We start from the raw sequence: 19724 nt of genomic DNA, 5'->3' as shown, positions 1-19724 counted from the left end.
TTGTAGTTTAGCGCCGGAACCCGCGCAAGCGCCGGTCCTACCGAAACTTTCTTCAGGAAACCAGGCATGCAAGTAACCGAAGGACAACTCGTCGCGCTGCAGGACGCGCGGTTCGCCCTCGTGGCGGCGCGCTTCAACGATCTCATCGTCGATCGGCTGATCGACGGCGCCGCCGACACCCTGCGGCGCCACGGCGTCCCGGAGGAGCATCTGGAGCTGATCCGCGTGCCCGGTTCCTTCGAGCTGCCGCTGGCGGTCCAGCGCGTGGCCGACGCCGGTCGCGCTGATGCGGTGATTGCCCTCGGCGCCGTCATTCGCGGCGGCACCGACCACCACCAGTACGTGGCCGCCGAGTGCACCAAGGGCGTTGCCCAGGCCATGATGGGCTCCGGCGTGCCGGTCTCCTACGGGGTTCTCACCGTCGAGACCGTCGAGCAGGCCATTGAGCGCGCCGGGACCAAGGCCGGCAACAAGGGCGCCGAGGCGGCGCTCTCGGCCCTGGAGATGGTCGATCTGATGCGGCAGCTCGAGGCGTAATGGCGGCTTCAGGCGAAGGCAAGCGCCGCTCCCGGGCGCGTTCCAAGCTCGTCCAGGCGCTCTACCAGTACGCGGTCACCGGCGCGTCGGCCGAGGACATCGAGCGGCAGTTCCTCGCCGCCGGCCTCGGTGACATCGACGTGGCCTACTTCCGCGAACTGATCTACGCCATCACGGACCGTGCTGCGGAGCTCGACGAGCAGCTTTCGGCGCTGCTCGACCGGCCCCTGGCGCAGCTCGATCCGGTGGAGCGCTCGATCCTGCGCCTCGGCGCCTACGAGCTGTCCGAGCGCCTGGAGGTGCCCTACCGCGTGGTCATCGACGAATCGGTGGAGCTGGCGCGCCGCTTCGGCGCCGACCAGTCGCACCGTTACATCAACGGCGTGCTCGACCGCTTCGGCGCCACCGTGGGGCTGCGCGCCGCCGAGCGGGGCGAGCGCAAACCCGGGCGAGGGAATCGGCAGTGATCGGCGGAGGCGAGGCAGCGCTCATCCAGCGCTATTTCCACGACCTGACCGCGCAGCGTGACGGGGTCGCGCTCGGGGTCGGCGACGACGCGGCCCTGCTGCACACCGACACCGGCCTGCTGGCCGCCTGCTGCGACACCCTGGTCGAGGACATTCACTTTCCCGGGGACATCCCGCCGGAGGCGTTGGGCCACCGGGTGCTGGCGGTCAATCTCAGCGATCTGGCCGCCGTCGGTGCCCGGCCGGCCTGGGCCCTGCTCTCCCTGACCCTGCCCGAGAAGGATCCGCAGTGGCTAGAGCGTTTCAGCGCTGGCTTCAAGGCGCTGGCCGACCGTCACGGGGTGGCCCTGGTCGGGGGTGACACCACCCACGGACCGCTGTCGGTGTCGGTCACCGCCCTCGGCTCGGTCGCCGGCGAGCACGGCCTGCGTCGCGGCGGTGCCCGGCCCGGTGACGGCATCTGGGTCACCGGCACCCTGGGGGATGCGGCCCTCGGCCTGGAGCTGTGGCTCGAGCGCGAGGAGGCGACGCCCCTGGCCGGCGACCCCGCCTACCTGGCTGGGCGGCTGTTCCGGCCCGAGCCGCGGGTGGCGGCCGGGACGGCCCTGCTCGGCCGGGCGAGTGCGGCCATCGACGTCTCCGACGGGCTGGCCGCCGACCTGTCGCGGGTGCTCGACGAGAGCGGTGTTGGGGGCACTCTGGAGCTGGAGGCGCTGCCCCGCTCCCAGGCCTTCATCGACGAGCGCGGGGATCTGCGCCACCTGCTCCACGGCGGCGATGACTACGAGCTCTGCTTCACCTTGCCGGTGGAGCGCGAGGATGAGATGGCTTGCCTGCGCGAGCATGCCGCCACCCCGGTGACGCGCATCGGCACGGTCGAGGAGACGCCCGGGCTGCGCGGCGTGGACGCCGGCGGGGTGGTCTGCGCCCTGGATCCCGGCGGCTACGACCACTTCGCGGAGGGCTCTTGAACACACCGTTCCGTCTGCGTAGACCCCTGCACTGGCTCGCTACCGCCGGCGGACTTGGCTTGGCACCGCGGGCGCCAGGGACGTTCGGCACGCTGGCGGCGCTGCCGCTGTTCGCGCTGCTCTATGTCGCACCGCTGAGCCTCTATCTGCTGGTCACCCTGGCGGTGATCGTCGTCGGCGTCTGGATCTGCGGCCGGGCGGCCGAGGAGGCCGGGGTCCACGACCACCCGGCCATTGTCTGGGACGAGGTGGGGGGCTACCTGGTGGCCGCATTGCCGCTGGTCACCGGCTTCGGGGTGTTTTCCGTGTGGGTGGACGCCGCGCTGCTGTTCGTGCTCTTCCGACTCTTCGACGCCCTCAAACCCGGCCCCATCCGCTGGCTCGACCGGCGCCTGCACGGCGGGCTGGGGATCATGGCCGACGACGTCGCCGCCGGCGCCGCCGCGGCGGCCCTGTGGTACGCCAGCGTGGCGCTGTTCGCGCCACTTGCCGGATGACCGTCGGGGTCGTTGGGCGTGCCGCATGGCCAAAGCTAGAATGTCGGGAAACGAATTCCGTGAAGCGAGAGCAAACCGCGAGGTGGCGCAGACGGTGAGCGAGCGCGTCTATGTAGAGACTCAGGGCTGCCAGATGAACGACTACGACGCCGAGCGTCTGGTCGACGTGCTGGTCAGCCAGGCCGGCGCCCACCGGGTCGAGCGCCCCGAAGAGGCCGACCTGCTGCTGCTCAATACCTGCTCGGTGCGCGAGAAGGCTCAAGAGAAAGTCTTCTCGCAGCTCGGCCGCTGGCGGCGCTACAAGCAGGAAAACCCCTCGGTGCTGATCGGCGTCGGCGGCTGTGTGGCCAGCCAGGAGGGGGCCGAGATCCTGCGCCGCGCACCCTTCGTCGACCTGGTCTTCGGGCCGCAGACCCTGCACCGGCTGCCGCAGATGCTGGCGCGCCGGCGCGCCGGCGGGGGCGCACAGGTCGACACGGACTTCCCCGAGATCGAGAAGTTCGACCACCTGCCGCAGCCGCGGGCCGAGGGGCCTACCGCGTATGTCTCGGTGATGGAGGGGTGCAGCAAGTATTGCTCCTTCTGTGTGGTGCCTTACACCCGGGGCGACGAGATCAGTCGGCCGGTGGCCGACGTCCTCGCCGAGGTGCGCAGCCTCGCCGGGCAGGGGGTGCGCGAGGTCAACCTGCTCGGGCAGAACGTCAACGCCTACGCCGGCGCCCTCGACGACGGCGAGCCGGCCGATCTGGGCCTGCTCATCGAGGCGGTGGCGCGGATCCCGGGAATCGACCGCATCCGGTTCACCACCTCGCACCCGGCGGAGTTCCATAGCGGGCTCATCGACGCCTACCGCGAGGTACCCGAGCTGGCCGATTTTCTCCACCTGCCGGTGCAGAGCGGCTCAGACCTCATCCTCAAGCTCATGAAGCGCGGCCACGATGCTGCCGCCTACGAGGCACTGATCGAGGAGATCCGCGCCGTCCGTCCCGGGCTGGTGCTCGCCACCGACCTGATCGTCGGCTTCCCCGGTGAGACCGAGGCCGAGTTCGAAGAGACCCTGGCCCTGGTCGATCGCGTCGGTTTCGACGGCGGCGCTTTTAGCTTTGTCTACAGCCCGCGGCCGGGGACGCCGGCTGCGGAGCTCCACGACGGGGTCCCCGAGGCCGACAAGCGCGCCTGGCTGCAGCGCCTGCAGGCTCGCCTGCACGACCAGCAGAGTGCCGCCGCCCGTGCACTGCTCGGCACCAAGCAGTCGGTGCTGATCGACGGTCCGTCCCGGCGTGACCCGAGCGAGCTCTGTGGCCGCACCTCGGGCAACCGGGTGGTGAACTTCCCGGGTGATCCGTCGTGGATCGGCCGCTTTGCCGAAGTTGAGATCACCGACGCGCGCACCCACTCACTGCGGGGGCGCGTCGTCTCTGTGGAGGAACAAGCCATGCACGCAGCAGTCGGCGCAGGCGGGTGACGGCGTGAGCGACCGGCCGCAAGCTATCGACCTCGAGCTGACCCCGGCCGACAACGAACGACTGGCACGGCTGTGCGGGCAGTTCGACGAGAACCTCCGCCAGCTCGAACGGCGCCTGGCGGTCGAGATCCAGAACCAGGGGCATCGCTTCCGTGTCATCGGCGAGGACACGGCGGTGCGCGTCACCCGGCAGGTGCTTGAGGAACTCTACGAGGCCGCTGCCGCGCAGCACCTCGAGCCGGAGGACGTGCACCTCTATCTGCAGCAGGCGCGGCTGCAGGAGCTCCACGAAGAGGCCGGGCAGCCGGACGAGGAGGCCGATGGGGAGGCCAATAGCGAAGCCAGCGCGCCGGCGCAGCGGCGGCGCGACGAGCGCGACGAAGAGGCGGCGGCGATCCGCACCCGCAAGACCGTCGTGCGCGGTCGCGGCCCCGGGCAGCGGGCCTACGTGCAGCGCATCCGCGACAACGACCTGAGCTTCGGCATCGGTCCCGCCGGCACCGGCAAGACCTTCCTCGCGGTGGCGTGCGCCGTCGAGGCCCTGGAGGCCGAGGAAGTGCGCCGGGTGGTCCTGGTGCGCCCGGCGGTGGAGGCCGGTGAGCGCCTCGGCTTCCTGCCCGGTGACATGGCGCAGAAGGTCGATCCGTACCTGCGGCCGCTTTACGACGCCCTGTTCGAGATGCTCGGCTTCGAACGGGTCAGCCGGCTGATCGAGCGCAACGTCATCGAGGTCGCGCCCCTGGCGTTCATGCGCGGGCGCACCCTGAATCACGCCTTCGTGATCCTCGACGAGGCGCAGAATGCCACCGTCGAGCAGATGAAGATGTTCCTCACGCGCATCGGCTTCGGCTCCACAGCCGTGGTCACCGGCGATGTCACCCAGATCGACCTGCCGCCGGATAAGCCCTCCGGGCTGCGCGATGCGGTCGAGGTGCTCCACGAGGTGGATGGCGTCAGCTTCACCTTCTTCGCCGCCTCGGATGTCGTCCGCCACCCGCTGGTGCAGCGCATCGTCGAGGCGTACGATTCGCGGAGTCGCCAGATCGGCGGTCAGGGTACGGGCAAGGGACGCAAGTGAGCGAGTTCGAGCTGGCCTTCCAGCACGTCGCCGGGACGCCGGCGCCGGACACCGCGCAGGTGCAGCGCTGGCTTGCGCCGGTGCTCGATGCGCATGGTCGCGGCGGCGAACTCACCGTGCGCATCGTCGACGAGGACGAGTCCCGGGCGCTCAACCACGCCTATCGCGGGCGCGACAAGCCCACCAACGTGCTTTCCTTCCCCTGCGAGCTACCGCCGGGCCTGCCTCCCGAAGCGGCAGAGATCCTCGGCGATCTGGTCCTCTGCGCCCCGGTGGTGGCCCAAGAGGCCCGCGAACAGGGCAAACCGGAGGCGGACCACTGGGCGCACATGGTGGTCCACGGGGCCCTGCATCTGCTGGGCTACGATCACGAGGAGCCGGCGCAGGCCGAGCGGATGGAGGCCGAGGAGCGGCGCCTCCTCGCCGCGCTTGGGGTGCCGGACCCCTATCTAGAGCGTTGAAAGAGGTCATGCCCGACGGAGAAGCGAACAGTAGCAGCGGCGCTGGCGAGAGCGTCTCGTGGCGCGATCGCCTGCGCCGGCTGGTGACCCAGCCCGAACCTCGCTCGCGGGACGAGCTGGTCGAGCACCTGCGCCGCAGCCAGTCGCTCGGTCTGCTCGACGCCGACGCCCTGTCCATGATCGAGGGCGTGCTCCATGTTTCCGAGCTCCAGGCCCGCGATATCATGATCCCCCGCTCCCAGGTCACCACTGTGGCCCGGGATGCCGAGCCGCGCGACCTGCTGCCGACCATCGTGCGCACCGGCTACTCGCGTTTCCCGGTCACCGGCGAGAGCAAGGACGACGTCATCGGGATCCTCCTGGCCAAGGACCTGCTGCGCCTCTTCCACGAGGAGGGGCACAACGGCTTCCGGCTGCGCGAGGTCCTGCGCCCGGTGCTGTTCATCCCCGAGAGCAAGCGGCTCGATGCGCTGCTCAAGCAGTTCCGCGAGAGCCGCAACCACATGTCCGTGGTGGTCGACGAGTATGGCGGTCTGGCCGGGATCGTCACCATCGAGGACGTGATCGAGCAGATTGTCGGCGAGATCGACGACGAGCACGACTTCGATGAGGATGCCCCCATCCTGGCCCGTGACGACGGCAGCTGGATCGTCAAGGCGGTCACGCCCATCGAGGCGTTCAACGAGGCCCTCTCCGCCGGACTCAAGGAGGACGACCTCGACACCGTCGGCGGCCTGGTGGCGCAGCGCTTCGGACACGTGCCGTGCCGCGGCGAGCGCATCGTCTTCGCCGGTTTCGAGTTCCGCGTCCTGCGCGCCGATCAGCGCCGCATCCACCTGCTGCGGGTCATGCCCGTGGGGAGCGAGGGCGATGACGACGGCTGAGCGTCTCGCTGCCGGGCGCGCCGGGGTGTTCGCCGCTGGCCTGGCCGGAGCCGGGCTGCCGCTGGCCTTCGCGCCGCTGGACTGGGCGCTGCTGGCGGTGCTCGCCCCGGCGGTGCTCTTTGCCGTGGCCGCGCTGGCACCGCGTCGGCGCGCCCTGCAGGCCGGCTACGCCTTCGGTCTGGGGCAGTTCGGCGTCGGCGTCTCCTGGGTGTTCGTCAGCATCAATGACTACGGCGGTGCCGGTCCGGCGCTCTCGGGGCTGGTCACCGTGGTGTTCGTCGCCTTTATGGCGCTGTTCCCCATGCTGGCGGTGGCCCTCGGGCGCGGTTTGGGGCGCGGCCCCGGGCTGCGCCTGCTGGTCACCCTGCCGGCGGCGTGGGTGGCGGTGGAGTGGCTGCGTACCTGGCTGTTCACCGGGTTCCCGTGGCTGTTCGTCGGCTACGCCGCCCTGGACACGCCGCTGGCCGGGCTGGCGCCGGTGATCGGTGTGCTCGGGCTGAGCGCCCTGCTGGTGTTGTTCGCCGGCGCCGCGGCGTGGCTGGTGACGGCCCCCGGGTGGCGGCGCGGGGCGAGCGTGGCGGCGCTGGCTGTGGCGGCGGTCGCCGCCGGGTTGGCAGCGGACCGGCCGTGGACCGAGGCCCAAGGCGAGCCGGTGCGCGCGGCGCTGATCCAGGGCAACTTCAGTCAGGACATCAAGTGGGACCCGGTGCAGCTCGAGCGCATCCAGAGCCGCTACGCTGAGCTGACCGCCGAGCACGCCGGGGCGGACCTGGTGGTCTGGCCGGAGACCGCCATACCGCGTCGCTTCGATACGGTACAGCCGTACCTGGAGCAGGTCGCCGAGCGGGTCCGCGAGGCCGGGGGGACGCTGGTGCTCGGCATCCCCTACCGGGAGTGGGCTCCGGACGGCGGGCAGTTGCACAACAGCGTGGTGGTCCTCGGCGAGCAGCGCGATGTCTACCACAAGCGCCACTTGGTCCCCTACGGCGAGTATGTCCCGTTCCGCGATCTCTTTGGTCGGAGCCTCGACTTCCTCGGCGCCCCGATGGCTGACTACAGCCCCGGGCCGCGCCCGGAGCCGCTGGCCGTCGATGATCGCCTGCGCCTGGGCGCCACGGTCTGCTATGAGGTGGCCTACCCCGTCGCCGTGCGGCGCACGGCGGGCGCGGTGGATCTGCTGGTGAACGTCAGCAACGACGCTTGGTTTGGCGATTCGTTGGCGCCCCATCAGCACCTGCAGAAGGCGCGCATGCGCGCGGCCGAGGCCGGGCGCTGGATGCTGCGCGCCACCAACACCGGGATCACCGCGGTGATCGGTCCCGACGGTGGGGTGGTGGAGCGACGGGCGCAGTTCGAGGTGGCCACCCTGGTTACCGAGGTGGAGCGGCGCAGCGGCGTCACCCCCTACGCCCGCATCGGCGATGGACCGCTGCTCGGGCTGCTCGCCGCCGCGCTGGTGCTGCCCGGTGGGCTGCGCTGGTACGCCCGGCGCCGGCGGGCCTCAGCCGCCGACTGACGCCAACCAAGGCAGGGCCACCGGCAGCAGGAAGGCGGTCACCAGTCCGGCCAGCCCCAGGCCCAAGCCGGCGAAGGCCCCGGCCGCGGCGCTGCTGCTGAACGCCTGCACCGTGCCGAAGCCGTGGGCGGACAGGCCCAGCGCCAGGCCGCGTGCCGCCTCATCGTGGATGCGCAGCAGGCGGAAGATCAGTGGTGCCATCAGACAGCCCAGCGCGCCGGTGATCAGCACCAGACCGGCGGTCAGTGACGGCAGCCCGCCCAGCCGCTCGGCAATGCCCATGGCGATTGGCGAGGTGACCGACTTGGGCGCCAGCGACAGCAGGGTCTCCCGCGAGGCGCCCAGTGCCGCCCCCACCCACACCGCCGACAGCGCCGCGGCCAGGCTGCCGGCCACCACCGAGACGGTGATCGGCAGCAGCAGTTCCCGGATGCGCGGCAGCTGATCGAACAGCGGCACGGCTAGGGCCACGGTGGCCGGGCCGAGCAGGAAGTGGATGAACTGAGCCCCTTCGAAATAGGTGTCGTAGTCGGTGCCGGTGAGCAGCAGGAAGGGGATGAGCAGGGCGGTGGCGATCAGTACCGGGTGGGCCAGCGGGGCGTTGCCCAGCCGTCGCCAGAGCGCCTGCCCGATCAGGAACGCCACCAAGGTGACCGTGAGCCCCAGCAGCGGGCTCTCGGCCAGGAAGGCCCAGATGTCCTGGAAATCCTCAGTCACCGTCGTCCTCCGCCCGACCAGCGCGCCCGCGGCGCAGCCAGCGCCACTGGAACAGCGCCGCGGTCACGGCCAGCGCCACCCCGGTGCTGACCACCAGCGCCGCGGTAATGGCCACGGCGTCCGTCTGCAGCCGCGGCAGGTGCAGGAGGATGCCCACCCCCGCTGGGATGAGCAGCAGCGCCAGGTAGCGCAGCAGCCCCTCGGCAGCGGTGCGCAGCCCCGTGGGGACGCGGCCCACGGCGATTAGCGTGGCGAACAGCAGGGCCAGGCCGATCACCGGGCCGGGCAGCGGCAAGCCGAAGAGCCGGGCGATGACCTCGCCGAGCAGCTGGAACCCGAGCAGCAGGGTCAGGCCGAGCAGCACTCGGGCGTCTCCGTCTGGCGCAGGGTCAGCACGGGCCAGCCGTTGCGCCGGGCCTCGCTGCGTAGGGTCTCGTCCGGATCCACGGCCACCGGGTGCTCGACATGACGCAGCAGCGGGAGGTCGTTGAGCGAATCGCTGTAGAACCACTTCTCGGCCCGCTCCAGCCCGCGCTCGCGCAGCCATGCGTCGACCACCCGGATTTTGCCCTCGCGGAAGGTCGGGGTGCCGGTGTGGCGGCCGGTGTAGCGGCCGTCGCGGCGCTCCGGCTCGGTGGCCAGCAGTGTGGGAACCCCCAGACGCTCGGCGATGGGCGCGGTGACGAAGCGGTTGGTGGCGGTGACGATGGCCAGGCGGTGCCCGGCGCGGCGGTGCTCGTCGAGCAAGGCCTCGGCGGCGGGCAGCACCAGCGGCTCGATCCACTCGCGGACGAAGTCGGCACGCCAGGCGTTCAGTTGCTCCTCCGGGTGCTCGGCCAGGGGGCTGAGGGCGAAGGCGAGGAAGGCGTCGATATCCAGTCGCCCCTCGATATAGTCCTGGTGGAAGCGCCGGTGGGTCTCGGCGAAGGCCTCGCTGTCCACGGCTCCGCGGGCTACCAGGTACTCGCCCCACAGGCTGTCGCTGTCACCGGCGATCAAAGTGTTATCCAGGTCGAACAGGGCGACGGACACTGCACCTCCTCCGGTTATCGGGTGGGTGGGGAGCGGGGATCAGGCGGGCCCGGCCCTGCGGCAACGTTGCCCGGGTTGCACCCCCTGTGAAAGAATAACATCGGCAATTTCCGCGTAGGGAGGCGTCTCCGGGTGGTCGATTCTGACGGCTTTCGGCCCAATGTCGGCATCATCGTCGCCAACGACGACGGCCAGGTGCTATGGGCTCGGCGGGCCGGAGAAGACGCCTGGCAGTTCCCGCAGGGCGGGGTCGAGGCCAACGAGACCCCGCTGGAGGCGCTCTACCGCGAACTGCGCGAGGAGATCGGCCTGACGCCTTCGGACGTGGCCGTGCTCGGTGCGACGCGCCGCTGGCTCCGTTACCGCCTGCCCCGCCGCATGATCCGGCGCCGTGGCAGCCGGTGTATCGGGCAGAAACAGATCTGGTTCCTGCTGCGCCTGCTCGCCGACGAGCAGCGGGTGCGCGTCGACCGGGTGCCGCGTCCCGAGTTTGACCGCTGGCGTTGGGTCGACTACTGGTATCCGGTCGACGAGGTCATCTTCTTCAAGCGCCAGGTCTACCGCCAGGCGCTGCAGGAACTTTCCGGCTGCCTGCAGGCCGGTGACTGGGCCGGAACCGGTACCGAGGGTGGCACCCCTGCAGCCATCCCGCCGGCGGCGCGGCGACGATTGCGATAGGGCGGGGCCCCATGCTGGAAATCCTCCACCGCGTCTCCCGGGAAGTGAACGCAGCGCCCAACCTGCGCCAGGGGCTGCGAATCATCGTCGAGCGGGTGGCCGACGCCATGGCGGTGGATGTCTGCTCGGTCTACCTCCTCGATGCCGCCCAGGGCGACTTCGTGCTCATGGACACCCGCGGACTCAACAGCGAGTCCGTGGGCCGTGTGCGGCTGACCTCCGCCGAGGGGCTGGTCGGCCTGGTCGCTGAGCGCGAGGAGCCGATCAACCTCAAGAACGCCCCGGCGCACTCGCGTTTTCGTTACTTCCCCGAGACCGGCGAGGAGCGCTACTCCTCTTTTCTCGGCGTGCCCATCATCCACTACCGTTCGGTGCTCGGCGTGCTCGTCGTCCAGCAGACGGAGCAGCGCCGCTTCGAGGAGAGCGAGGTCGCCTTCCTCGTCACCCTCGCCGCGCAGCTCGCGGGGGCCATCGCCCATGCTCGGGCCAGCGGCGGCATCCACGGTATTGGCGACGAGCCGGTGGCCGAGGACAGCCGCGCGCTGCGCGGACTGCCCGGGGCGCCCGGGGTGGCCATCGGTACGGCGGTGGTGCCCTACGCGCAATCGGATCTCAATGCCATCCCCGACCGCGTCGCCACCGACCCGGAAGCCGAGGTGGCGGCCTTCGAGCAGGCGGTGGCGGAGGTCACGGCGGAGCTTCGCCAGCTCGGTCAGCAGATCTCCGCCTCGGTCACCGCCGACGAGCAGATGCTCTTCGACGTCTACCTGCGCATGCTCGAGGGCGACAGCCTGGTCAACGAGACCGTCGAGCGCATCCGCGCCGGCAACTGGGCGCCCGGGGCGCTGCGCCAGGTCATCGGTGAGCACGTGCAGGTCTTCGAGAACATGGACGACCCTTACCTGCGCGAGCGCTCGAGCGACATCCGCGATCTTGGCCGGCGGATCCTCGGGCGGCTGCGCGACGAGGGTGGCCGGGTCGAGGCCCTGCCCGATCAGGCCGTGCTGGTGGGCCACGAGGTGAGCGCCTCGCAGCTCGCCGAGATCCCCCACGACCATCTCGTCGGCGTCGTCTCGGCCACCGGCTCGCGCAACTCCCATGTGGCCATCCTCGCCCGGGCGCTGGGCATCCCCGCGGTGATGGGCGTCGACGACCTGCGCACCCGGCAGATGGACGGTCGGCCGGTGGTAGTGGATGGCTACGCCGGGCGCTTCTACGTCGACCCGACCGAGACCGTCGAGCATGAGTACCAGCGCCTGATCCGCGACGAGGCGGAGTTCACCGAGGGGCTTGAGGCGGTGCGTGACGAGCCGGCCACCAGCCCCGACGGGCGCACGATCGCCCTCTACGCCAATACGGGCCTGATCTCGGACATCAACCTGTCGCTGGCCGCCGGCTGTGACGGCATTGGACTGCACCGCACCGAGTTCCCGTTCCTGATCCGCGATCGCTTTCCCGGCGAGGAGGAGCAGGCCGATCTCTACCGCCGGGTGTTGGAGCAGTTCGCGCCGCAGCCGGTAACCCTGCGCACGCTGGACGTCGGCGGCGACAAGTCGCTGGCCTACTTCCCGATCGAGGAAGAGAACCCCTTCCTGGGCTGGCGCGGCATCCGTCTGACCCTGGACCACCCGGAGATCTTCCTTACGCAGCTGCGCGCCATGCTGCGCGCTGACGTGGGGCTGGGGAACCTGCAGATCCTGCTGCCGATGGTCAGCCGGCTCGAGGAGATCGCCGATGTGCGCCGGCTGCTGCTGCGTGCCCGCCAGGAGCTGGCCGAGGAGGGCATCCAGGCGCGCATCCCTCCGCTGGGCGTGATGATCGAGGTGCCGGCCACCATCTACCAGATCGATCGCTACTGCGATCAGGCCGACTTCCTCTCCCTCGGCTCCAATGACCTGACCCAGTATCTGCTGGCGGTGGACCGCAACAACAGTCGGGTTGCCGGGCTTTACGACGAGCTCCATCCGGCCGTGCTCGGGGCCGTGCGCCATGTGGCACAGGCGGCGCGGCGTCACGGCAAGCGCCTGACCGTCTGCGGCGGCATGGCCGGCGATCCGGCGGGGGCGATCCTGCTGGTCGGCTTCGGCATCGAGGGGCTGTCGATGAGCGTCTCGAGCCTGCTGCGCATCAAGTGGGTGGTGCGCCGGGTGCCGGTCGCCCGCGCTGCCGAGCTGGCCAACCGCGCCGTCGAGATGGACTCCCCCGAGGAGGTCCGGCGTATGCTGCGCCGCACGCTGGAGGAATACGAACTCGGCGGACTGATGCGCGCGGGCAAGTAAATCCTCGCAATTGACAATCACTCGCGTTCAAGGTGTGATGGTCCCTTGTCGGAGTGATCGGGGGCCTGCCATGTACGTCTGTATCTGCAACGCCGTAACCGAGCGGCAGATCCGCGAGGCAGTGGCCTGCGGGTGCGCCTCCATGCGCGAGCTGCGCACACGGCTGGGGGTGGCCGGTTGCTGCGGCAAATGCGGCCCCGAGGCGCGGCAGCTGCTCGGCGAGTGCGCCGACTGCCCGCTGGAGCGGCGTGCTGCCGGTTCGACCGGGCCGGAACCGGTGACAGTGGAGCCGCCTGCCCCCCGGGCGGCCGCCGGATCGACAGACGCTGCGCCCGGGCCTTGATAGAATCAGCCACGGTTACATTCAGGAACGCGTTCACAAGGGGGCGCCATGGCAAGTGACAAGAAGGTCATCGAATACCTCAACGGCGGGCTCAAGAAAGAGCTCACGGCGATTAACCAGTACTTCCTCCACTCCCGCCTAGCGTACGACTGGGGCTTCGACAAGCTCGGCGCCAAGGAGTACGAGGAGTCCATCGAGGAGATGCAGCACGCCGACCAGTTCATGCAGCGTATCCTCTTCCTCGGTGGCCTGCCCAACCTCCAGGAGCTGGAGAAGCTCAAGGTCGGCGAGAACGTGCGTGAGATGCTCGAGGCGGACCTGGCCGGTGAGCACGACAGCCTGGCCTACTACCGCGAGGCGGCGGCGTATTGCGAGTCGGTGCAGGACTACGCCTCGCGCGACCTGTTCACCAGCCTGATCGCCGACGAGGAGGGCCACGCCGACTGGCTCGAGACGCAGATCAAGCTCATGGACCAGCTCGGCGAGGCCAGCTATCTGCAGATGCAGATGGTTGCGGCTAACGAAGGCGAGGGCGAAGGCGAGGGCTGAGCCCGCCGCCTAGCGGATCGCTGCTGCACGGGACCCCGTCGGCGACGCCGGCGGGGTCCCGTGCGCTTGGGGGTGTCTAGAAGGGCTTGACCACGGCGAGGACGACCACCGAGATCAGGATCAGTACGGGCAACTCGTTGAAGACCCGGTACCAGACATGGCTGCGCTCGTTGCGGTCGTCGGCGAAGGCCTGCAGGAGCTGGCCACAGTACAGGTGGTAGGCGATCAGCAGGGTGACCAGGGCCAGCTTGGTCAGCATCCACCCCTCGTTGAGCAGCTGCGGGAACAAGACCAGCATCCAGATGCCCAGGCCCACGGCGACAATCGCGCTCGGGTTCATGATCCCGCGGTAGAGCTTGCGCTCCATGACCTTGAAACGCTCGTTGCTGATCTCGTCCTCGGCCATGGCGTGGTAGACGAACAGCCGGGGCAGGTAGAACAGGGCCGCGAACCAGGTCACGATCGCGATAACGTGGAAGGCTTGGATCCAGATGTACAGCACGACGGGTCCTCCTGACGTTTGGATAGGGGCGGCGTCTCGCTCGGCGCCGGCTCCGCGCGTATTGTAGGCCCTGCCCGCGTGGCGGCGGGAGCCCATGCGGCTATCAGTAACCGGAAACCAGGGGGAGAGGAAAGACCCATGATCGAAGTAGGCATTGTCGGCGGTACCGGCTATACCGGCATGGAGCTGCTGCGCCTGGTCGCGCGCCACCCCGGGCTGCGGCTGGCGGAGATCACCTCGCGGGCCGAGGCCGGTACCCGGGTGGACGAGCTTATGCCGGCGCTCGAGGGGGTGGTCGACAATGTCTTCACCGCGCCCGACACCGAGCGTCTGAGCCGCTGCGATGTGGTCTTCTTCGCAACGCCCAACGGGATTGCCATGGAGTCGGCGCCGGCGCTGCTCGAGGCCGGCTGCCGGGTGATCGACCTAGGGGCCGACTTCCGGCTGCGCGACCCGGCGGTCTGGAACGAGTGGTACGGCATGGCCCACAGCTGTCCCGAGCTGCTTGAAGAGGCCGTTTACGGCTTGCCCGAGCGCTACCGCGACGCCCTGCCGGCGGCGCGGCTGGTGGCCAATCCGGGCTGCTACCCCACGGCCGTGGCCCTGGGGCTGCTGCCGCTGCTCGAGGTCGGTGCGCTCGGTGATGGACCGGTGGTCGCCGACTGCAAGTCCGGTGTCTCCGGTGCCGGCCGGGCGGCCAAGGTGGCCACCCTCTTCTGCGAGGCCAACGAGGGCTTCAAGGCTTACGGCGCCAGCGGCCACCGCCACCTGCCGGAGATCGAGCAGACCCTGGCGCAGACCGCCGGGGCACCGGTGGATGTGACCTTCGTCCCCCATCTGGTGCCGATGACCCGTGGCATGCAGGCCACCCTGCACGTGGCCGTGGATCGTCCGCTGGACGAGCTCGAGGCCCTTTACCGGCAGCGCTACGCCGAAGAGCCCTTCGTCCGCCTCGTCGGCCGCGGCGCCCATCCGGAGACGCGCTGGGTCCGGGGCACCAACGACTGTCGCATCGGCCTGCACCAGCCGCCGGGGCGCAGCGACCGGGCGGTGATCCTCTCGGTGATCGACAATCTCACCAAGGGGGCGGCCGGGCAGGCGGTCCAGAACCTCAATCTGATGTTCGGCCTCGACGAGACCGCCGGGCTGGAGGGGTTGGCCTACGTGCCCTAGGGGCCGGTTTGACCTGGCGGGTAGGCGCCTACAAAATGCATGTTATCCGCTAGGGGCCTGTCGGCCCCGGCGTCCACCTGCGGAGGGACCACCCATGAGCGATATCGCCGAGCCCGAGACCCACGCCCCGGCCGACGATCAGCTGCTGATCTTCACCGATGCCGCCGCGGACAAGGTCCGCGAGCTGCTCCAGGATGAGCAGGGCGGTGACGTGAAGCTGCGCGTGTTCATCACCGGCGGCGGCTGTTCCGGCTTCCAGTACGGTTTTACCTTCGACGAGACCGTCGAGGAGGGCGATACCATCATCGAGAAGCGCGGGGTGCAGATCGTCGTTGACCCGGTCAGCGGCATCTATCTGCAGGGCGCGGAGGTCGATTTCTCCAGTGGCCTTGAGGGCGAGCAGTTCATCATCCGCAACCCCAACGCCACCACCACCTGTGGTTGCGGCTCCTCGTTCTCCATCTGAGCCGCGCCGCCGGGGTCACGGTGCGTAGACGCCGCCCAGAACGGCGGGGCGCCGTGCTCCGGTGACCGACGGCAGGTTGCCGGGGTGGCCGTGGAGGCGGGCCCAGGCCAGCCAGGCGAAGGCGGCCGCCTCCACGTAGTCCGGGTCCATACCCAGCACTGCCGTGCTGGCCACGTCCGCCCCCGGGCAGTGCGCCTGTAGCCGTCTCATCAGGTGCTCGTTGCGGGCCCCGCCGCCGCAGACCCGTACCCGGCGCGGGGTGCCCCCTCCCGCGTGCAGCGCATCGGCCACGGTGCTGGCTGTCAGCTCCGCCAGGGTGGCCTGGACGTCCACCGGCTCCTCGGTGCCCTGGCAGTGCTTCAGCAGCCAGGCCGCGTTGAAGTACTCGCGGCCGGTGCTCTTCGGAGCCGGCCGGGCGAAGTAGGGGTCGCTGCGCAGCCGCGCCAGGAGCGCGGCATCCACGCGGCCGCTGGCCGCCCAGGTGCCGTCGGCGTCGAAGGGCGCGCCCAGGTGGCGGCGCGCCCAAGCGTCGAGCAGCGTGTTGGCCGGCCCGCTGTCGAAGCCGATCACCGGGCCGCCGTCGGCCGGTAGCAGGGTCAGGTTGGCGATCCCGCCCAGGTTGACCACCGCGACCGCCTCATCCTGCTGCTCCCAACAATGCGCATGGAAGGTGGGCGCCAGCGGTGCGCCGTGCCCGCCTTCGGCAATATCCCGGCGGCGGAAGTCAGCCACCACCGGTAGCCCGGTGCGGCTGGCGATACGGTTCGGGTCGCCGAGTTGCAGGCTGTGTCCCGGCTCCCCGGTGGTGGGGTCCGGCCCCTGGTGCCAGACGGTCTGGCCGTGGCAGCCGACGGCGTGCACCGGCAGCTCGGCGGGAGCCTGCTGCCGCAGCGCCGCCGCGGCTGCGGCGAAGGCTTCTGCCAGGCGCCGGTCCAGCTCGCAGAGCCGGTGCAGCGGCGTCTCTGCGCCGACCTCGTGGACCGCAGCGGCGAGGGCGTCGTTCAGCGGGCTCCAGGCGCTGGCGACAATATCGCCCACCGCGCCGTCGGCACCCAGGCGGAGCAGCGCGGCGTCGATGCCGTCGACACTGGTACCCGACATCAGGCCGATGTAGCCTCCCTCGGCGCCACGTTCGCTCAACGGCGCTCCTCACCGCTGGCCAGCTGGATGTCCGCCGACGACTCGCCGCGCAGGCTCGCCAGCAGCGGCGCGGCGTGCTCGCGGAAGGCGCTGCGATGCTCGTCGGGCAGCGGCTCGGCGCGGGGCAGGTCCACGGTTACCGGGTTGCGGTGGCGGCCGTTGTCGATAAACTCGTAGTGCAGGTGCGGGCCAGTGGCCTGCCCGGTGGCCCCCACGTAGCCGATGACCTCGCCGCGCTGGACGCGGTCGCCCACGCTCAGGCCCGAGGCGTAGCGCGACAGGTGGGCGTACAGGGTCTGGTAGCGTTCGCCGTGGCGCAGGGTGATCACCCGGCCGTAGCCCCCGTTGCGGCGGCGCTCCACCACGCGCCCGTCGGCGGCGGCGCGCACCGGTGTGCCGGTGGGCGCAGCCAGATCCACGCCCAGGTGGGGCCGGCGCACGCCGAGGATCGGGTGGCGGCGATTGCGATCGAAGTGGGAGCTGATTCGCTCGAAATCCAGGGGGTAGCGGGTGAAGGTCCGCGCCAGGCTGGTGCCGTCCGGGGTGTAGAAGCTCACCCGGCCGTCCGGGTCCTCGAAGCGCAGCGCCTCCAGCGTCTTGCGGGCGCCTTCCAGGCGCATCGCCTTGAGGCGCTTGCGCAGCGTCTGCCCATCGGGGCCAAGGGTGCGCTCGTAGAGCACGGAGAAGGTGTCGCCGCTACGCAGGTCCCGCCCCAGGTCGATGTCGCCATCGAGAACCCGGGCGAGCTGCATGATCATCCGATCGTCCAAGCCGGAACGGCGGGCGGAGAGAAACAGCGAGCCCTCAATCGTCCCCTCGACCTGGCGCAGTTCGCGCTCCAATTCCCGGGGCACGGTCTTCGCCTCGAAGCCGTCATCGCCGCGGCGGACGAGCAGCTTCTGCTCGGGGTCCATGGCGAAACGCACCCCGGCCAACGTCCCCTCGTCGTCGCGCAGCAGGGTCAGGGTCTGTCCCGGGCGCAGGCGCGTGAGCGCGGACTCGGCGGGCTCGCCGGCGTTGAGGATGCGCTGCACGTCACCGGCGGTGTGCCCGGCCCGGGAGAGGATGCGAGCAAAACTGTCGCCGGAGCGGACCGTGACCTCGTGTTCCTCCAGCTCTGGGCGTACGTCGGCCCGCGCGGCCTCGTCTTCCCTTTCGGTCGAGGCCGGCAGCGGATCGCTTTCGTCGGCTGCAGGGGCGAGCGCCAGGGTGGTCAGTCGGCCGGCCGGCGCCTCCTCAAGGCCGTTGGCGTTGTCCGTGCGCGTGCCTGCGGTGGCCGGTGCGGCCTCGGCGGGGGGCAGCACCAGTTCGGAGTCGGCTGGGGACCCTTGCGGGGACGGTGAGCCATCCATCCAGAGCCAGATCAGGACGGCGGCGGCGCTCGCGCTGCCGGTGATGGCAGCGATGCGCAGCACGGGGCGGCGGTGCCGGCGGCGTCGGCCCGTCGCGGGCCGGCGGCCCTTGAAATCGAGCTCGGTCAGTCGGGTCTGCACGGGGCTAGGCTCCAGTCGGCGCTTCGCGGGATCGGTCCCGGGCGAGCGTGCGCGGCAGCCACTGACGCGGCGCCGGGCTCGGCCACAATCCGGGGGTTACGGTACAATACGCGATTTTACATAGTGATGGGCAGGGGGCGAGGCATGACGAAGGAAGATGCACGGGCGCTGATCCGGCGCGGGGTCGAGGAGATCATCCCGGAGGCGGAGCTCGAAGAGCGCCTGGAGTCGGGCAAGCGGCTGCGCATTAAGGCCGGCTTCGATCCCACCGCGCCGGATCTTCACCTCGGCCACACGGTGCTGATCAACAAGCTTCGGCAGTTTCAGGACCTCGGTCACGAGGTCTTGTTCCTGATCGGCGATTTCACCGCCACCATCGGGGATCCGAGCGGCAAGAGCGCCACCCGGCCGGCGCTGACCCCGGAGGAGGTGCGAGAAAACGCGCGTACCTACGAGGAGCAGATCTACGCCATCCTCGATCCGGAGCGCACGCGGCTGGTGTTCAACTCCGATTGGATGGGCACCATGCAGGCTGGGGATCTGATCCAGCTCGCCTCCCGCTACACCGTCGCGCGCATGCTCGAGCGCGACGACTTCCACCAGCGCTACCAGGCCGGTTCGGCGATTGCGATCCACGAGTTCCTCTACCCCCTGATCCAGGGCTACGACTCGGTGGCGCTGGAGGCCGATTTCGAACTGGGAGGCACGGATCAGCGCTTCAATCTGCTCGTCGGCCGCGAGCTCCAGCGTCAGTTCGGGCAGAAGCCGCAGACGGTGATGACCATGCCCCTGCTCGTCGGTCTCGATGGTCACAAGAAGATGTCCAAGTCGCTGGGCAACTACGTGGGTGTGAAGGAGTCCGCGGAGGACATCTACGCCAAGCTGATGTCCATCTCGGATGAGCTCATGTGGCGTTATTTCGAGCTCCTTAGCCTGCGCCCCTGGGATGAGGTCGAGGCGATGCAGCGCCGCATTAGCGAGGAGGGGATGAACCCGCGGGATGCCAAGGACGCCCTGGCCTTCGAGCTGGCCGAGCGCTTCCGCGGGCGGGCGGAGGCCGAGCGGGCGCGTGAGGCCTTCGTCGCGCGGTTCCGGCACGGCGCCGTCCCGGAGGATGTGCCGCACGTCACCCTGTCCTATGATGAGCAGGGCGGGATCGGCATCGCCACGGCGCTCAAGGAGGCGGGGTTGGTCGGCTCGACCTCCGAAGGGCTGCGCATGGTCCGACAAGGGGCGGTGCGGGTCGACGGTGAGCGCGTGGAGGATCCCAAGGCGCGCCTGGAGGCCGGCGTCGGGTGCCTCTTGCAGGTGGGCAAGCGTCGGTTTGCGCGGGTCAGTGAAAAAGGGGCTTGACCTGCTCCGTGCAGCCCGTACAATGCGCAGCTCTCGACGCGGCGGCAACGCGGCGTCGAACGGATTCCAAGGGATCCGCCGGCGACGAGACAAAGCGTTGACAAGCTTTCACAGTCGCGTAAC

General features: G+C 70.1%; 22 protein-coding genes. 16 read left to right on the top strand and 6 right to left on the bottom strand.

The genetic code is table 11. The annotated features are described in order from the left end of the window. The first annotated feature begins 66 nt into the window (after window positions 1-66). The 9 genes from ribH (at window position 67) to lnt (ending at window position 7876) form a co-directional block, all read left to right on the top strand. Entirely contained in the window at window positions 67-537 is a 471-nt protein-coding gene (gene ribH, locus CCR79_RS05065) for a 6,7-dimethyl-8-ribityllumazine synthase (RefSeq protein ID WP_011813696.1), read from the top strand. Beyond that, window positions 537-1004 (top strand): transcription antitermination factor NusB, encoded by a 468-nt coding sequence (gene nusB, locus CCR79_RS05060; protein ID WP_201169456.1) that lies wholly within the window; start codon window positions 537-539, stop codon window positions 1002-1004. Before ribH ends, nusB begins: the two co-directional genes overlap by 1 nt. Then, the gene (gene thiL / locus CCR79_RS05055; RefSeq protein WP_338018462.1) at window positions 1001-1975 is read left to right on the top strand and encodes a thiamine-phosphate kinase; all 975 of its coding nucleotides are present in this window, start codon (window positions 1001-1003) and stop codon (window positions 1973-1975) included. The genes nusB and thiL overlap by 4 nt, the downstream gene beginning before the upstream one ends. Next, entirely contained in the window at window positions 1972-2472 is a 501-nt protein-coding gene (locus CCR79_RS05050) for a phosphatidylglycerophosphatase A family protein (RefSeq protein ID WP_201169454.1), read from the top strand. The genes thiL and CCR79_RS05050 overlap by 4 nt, the downstream gene beginning before the upstream one ends. A gap of 94 nt (window positions 2473-2566) precedes the next feature. Further along, the gene (miaB, locus tag CCR79_RS05045) at window positions 2567-3937 is read left to right on the top strand and encodes a tRNA (N6-isopentenyl adenosine(37)-C2)-methylthiotransferase MiaB (protein WP_201169825.1); all 1371 of its coding nucleotides are present in this window, start codon (window positions 2567-2569) and stop codon (window positions 3935-3937) included. Window positions 3938-3941: 4 nt separating this feature from the next. Then, entirely contained in the window at window positions 3942-5015 is a 1074-nt protein-coding gene (locus tag CCR79_RS05040) for a PhoH family protein (protein WP_201169452.1), read from the top strand. Next, a complete protein-coding gene (ybeY, locus tag CCR79_RS05035) occupies window positions 5012-5476 on the top strand; it encodes an rRNA maturation RNase YbeY (RefSeq protein ID WP_201169450.1) in 465 nt (154 codons plus the stop codon). The genes CCR79_RS05040 and ybeY overlap by 4 nt, the downstream gene beginning before the upstream one ends. An 8-nt stretch (window positions 5477-5484) precedes the next feature. Further along, window positions 5485-6360, top strand: a complete 876-nt coding sequence (locus CCR79_RS05030; RefSeq protein ID WP_201169448.1) for an HlyC/CorC family transporter — start codon at window positions 5485-5487, stop codon at window positions 6358-6360. Beyond that, window positions 6347-7876 (top strand): apolipoprotein N-acyltransferase, encoded by a 1530-nt coding sequence (gene lnt, locus CCR79_RS05025; protein ID WP_242510830.1) that lies wholly within the window; start codon window positions 6347-6349, stop codon window positions 7874-7876. Before CCR79_RS05030 ends, lnt begins: the two co-directional genes overlap by 14 nt. Here lnt and CCR79_RS05020 read toward each other — a convergent pair. From CCR79_RS05020 to CCR79_RS05010, 3 genes are read right to left on the bottom strand one after another with little or no spacing between them, the layout of a single operon-like run. Continuing rightward, window positions 7862-8593 (bottom strand): LrgB family protein, encoded by a 732-nt coding sequence (locus CCR79_RS05020; RefSeq protein WP_201169434.1) that lies wholly within the window; start codon window positions 8591-8593, stop codon window positions 7862-7864. The genes lnt and CCR79_RS05020 overlap by 15 nt on opposite strands. Beyond that, the gene (locus CCR79_RS05015; protein WP_201169431.1) at window positions 8586-8957 is read right to left on the bottom strand and encodes a CidA/LrgA family protein; all 372 of its coding nucleotides are present in this window, start codon (window positions 8955-8957) and stop codon (window positions 8586-8588) included. Before CCR79_RS05015 ends, CCR79_RS05020 begins: the two co-directional genes overlap by 8 nt. Then, complete coding sequence (locus tag CCR79_RS05010) at window positions 8942-9625, bottom strand: HAD-IB family hydrolase (RefSeq protein WP_201169429.1); 684 nt, start codon at window positions 9623-9625, stop codon at window positions 8942-8944. Before CCR79_RS05010 ends, CCR79_RS05015 begins: the two co-directional genes overlap by 16 nt. A gap of 132 nt (window positions 9626-9757) precedes the next feature. Here CCR79_RS05010 and CCR79_RS05005 point away from each other — a divergent pair, with 132 nt between their 5' ends. The 4 genes from CCR79_RS05005 to bfr all read left to right on the top strand — a co-directional run bounded on the left by CCR79_RS05005 (window position 9758) and on the right by bfr (window position 13474). Further along, window positions 9758-10303 (top strand): RNA pyrophosphohydrolase, encoded by a 546-nt coding sequence (locus CCR79_RS05005; RefSeq protein WP_201169426.1) that lies wholly within the window; start codon window positions 9758-9760, stop codon window positions 10301-10303. A gap of 11 nt (window positions 10304-10314) precedes the next feature. Continuing rightward, window positions 10315-12582: a phosphoenolpyruvate--protein phosphotransferase gene (gene ptsP / locus CCR79_RS05000; RefSeq protein ID WP_201169423.1), complete on the top strand. Its 2268-nt coding sequence runs from the start codon at window positions 10315-10317 to the stop codon at window positions 12580-12582. Window positions 12583-12652: 70 nt separating this feature from the next. Then, entirely contained in the window at window positions 12653-12925 is a 273-nt protein-coding gene (locus CCR79_RS04995; RefSeq protein ID WP_201169420.1) for a bacterioferritin-associated ferredoxin, read from the top strand. A gap of 48 nt (window positions 12926-12973) precedes the next feature. Beyond that, window positions 12974-13474 carry a bacterioferritin gene (gene bfr, locus CCR79_RS04990; protein ID WP_201169418.1) on the top strand — a complete coding sequence of 167 codons (501 nt, stop codon included), beginning with the start codon at window positions 12974-12976 and terminating at the stop codon, window positions 13472-13474. 76 nt (window positions 13475-13550) lie between these two features. Here the strand turns inward: bfr and hemJ are convergent, their stop codons facing one another. Next, window positions 13551-13976, bottom strand: a complete 426-nt coding sequence (gene hemJ, locus CCR79_RS04985; RefSeq protein WP_201169417.1) for a protoporphyrinogen oxidase HemJ — start codon at window positions 13974-13976, stop codon at window positions 13551-13553. A gap of 138 nt (window positions 13977-14114) precedes the next feature. On the opposite strand from hemJ, the gene argC reads away from it, so the two are divergent. Further along, complete coding sequence (gene argC, locus CCR79_RS04980; protein ID WP_201169415.1) at window positions 14115-15149, top strand: N-acetyl-gamma-glutamyl-phosphate reductase; 1035 nt, start codon at window positions 14115-14117, stop codon at window positions 15147-15149. Window positions 15150-15243: 94 nt separating this feature from the next. Next, window positions 15244-15615 (top strand): iron-sulfur cluster insertion protein ErpA, encoded by a 372-nt coding sequence (gene erpA / locus CCR79_RS04975; RefSeq protein WP_201169413.1) that lies wholly within the window; start codon window positions 15244-15246, stop codon window positions 15613-15615. Window positions 15616-15630: 15 nt separating this feature from the next. On the opposite strand, the gene CCR79_RS04970 is transcribed toward erpA, so the two are convergent. Together CCR79_RS04970 and CCR79_RS13880 are read right to left on the bottom strand one after the other, a co-directional pair. After that, window positions 15631-16755 carry an anhydro-N-acetylmuramic acid kinase gene (locus tag CCR79_RS04970; protein WP_274601236.1) on the bottom strand — a complete coding sequence of 375 codons (1125 nt, stop codon included), beginning with the start codon at window positions 16753-16755 and terminating at the stop codon, window positions 15631-15633. After that, window positions 16752-18248, bottom strand: coding sequence for a peptidoglycan DD-metalloendopeptidase family protein (locus tag CCR79_RS13880; RefSeq protein WP_201169411.1), 1497 nt, complete (start codon window positions 18246-18248; stop codon window positions 16752-16754). Before CCR79_RS13880 ends, CCR79_RS04970 begins: the two co-directional genes overlap by 4 nt. A gap of 144 nt (window positions 18249-18392) precedes the next feature. Between CCR79_RS13880 and tyrS the strand changes: the two genes are divergently transcribed. After that, window positions 18393-19601: a tyrosine--tRNA ligase gene (gene tyrS, locus CCR79_RS04960; protein WP_201169410.1), complete on the top strand. Its 1209-nt coding sequence runs from the start codon at window positions 18393-18395 to the stop codon at window positions 19599-19601. Window positions 19602-19724: the final 123 nt, after the last annotated feature.

It is taken from the genome of Halorhodospira halophila, from assembly GCF_016653405.1.
Classification (GTDB): Bacteria; Pseudomonadota; Gammaproteobacteria; order Nitrococcales; family Halorhodospiraceae; genus Halorhodospira; species Halorhodospira halophila_A.
This window is presented reverse-complemented; position numbering and strand designations above follow the sequence as displayed.

What these genes read in the sequence shown, in the direction of transcription:
- ribH (WP_011813696.1), top strand. Translation starts at nt 67, where the DNA reads ATGCAAGTAACCGAAGGACAACTCGTCGCGCTGCAGGACGCGCGGTTC.
- nusB (WP_201169456.1), top strand. Translation starts at nt 537, where the DNA reads ATGGCGGCTTCAGGCGAAGGCAAGCGCCGCTCCCGGGCGCGTTCCAAG.
- CCR79_RS05030 (WP_201169448.1), top strand. Translation starts at nt 5,485, where the DNA reads ATGCCCGACGGAGAAGCGAACAGTAGCAGCGGCGCTGGCGAGAGCGTC.
- lnt (WP_242510830.1), top strand. Translation starts at nt 6,347, where the DNA reads ATGACGACGGCTGAGCGTCTCGCTGCCGGGCGCGCCGGGGTGTTCGCC.
- ptsP (WP_201169423.1), top strand. Translation starts at nt 10,315, where the DNA reads ATGCTGGAAATCCTCCACCGCGTCTCCCGGGAAGTGAACGCAGCGCCC.
- CCR79_RS04995 (WP_201169420.1), top strand. Translation starts at nt 12,653, where the DNA reads ATGTACGTCTGTATCTGCAACGCCGTAACCGAGCGGCAGATCCGCGAG.
- bfr (WP_201169418.1), top strand. Translation starts at nt 12,974, where the DNA reads ATGGCAAGTGACAAGAAGGTCATCGAATACCTCAACGGCGGGCTCAAG.
- argC (WP_201169415.1), top strand. Translation starts at nt 14,115, where the DNA reads ATGATCGAAGTAGGCATTGTCGGCGGTACCGGCTATACCGGCATGGAG.
- erpA (WP_201169413.1), top strand. Translation starts at nt 15,244, where the DNA reads ATGAGCGATATCGCCGAGCCCGAGACCCACGCCCCGGCCGACGATCAG.
- tyrS (WP_201169410.1), top strand. Translation starts at nt 18,393, where the DNA reads ATGACGAAGGAAGATGCACGGGCGCTGATCCGGCGCGGGGTCGAGGAG.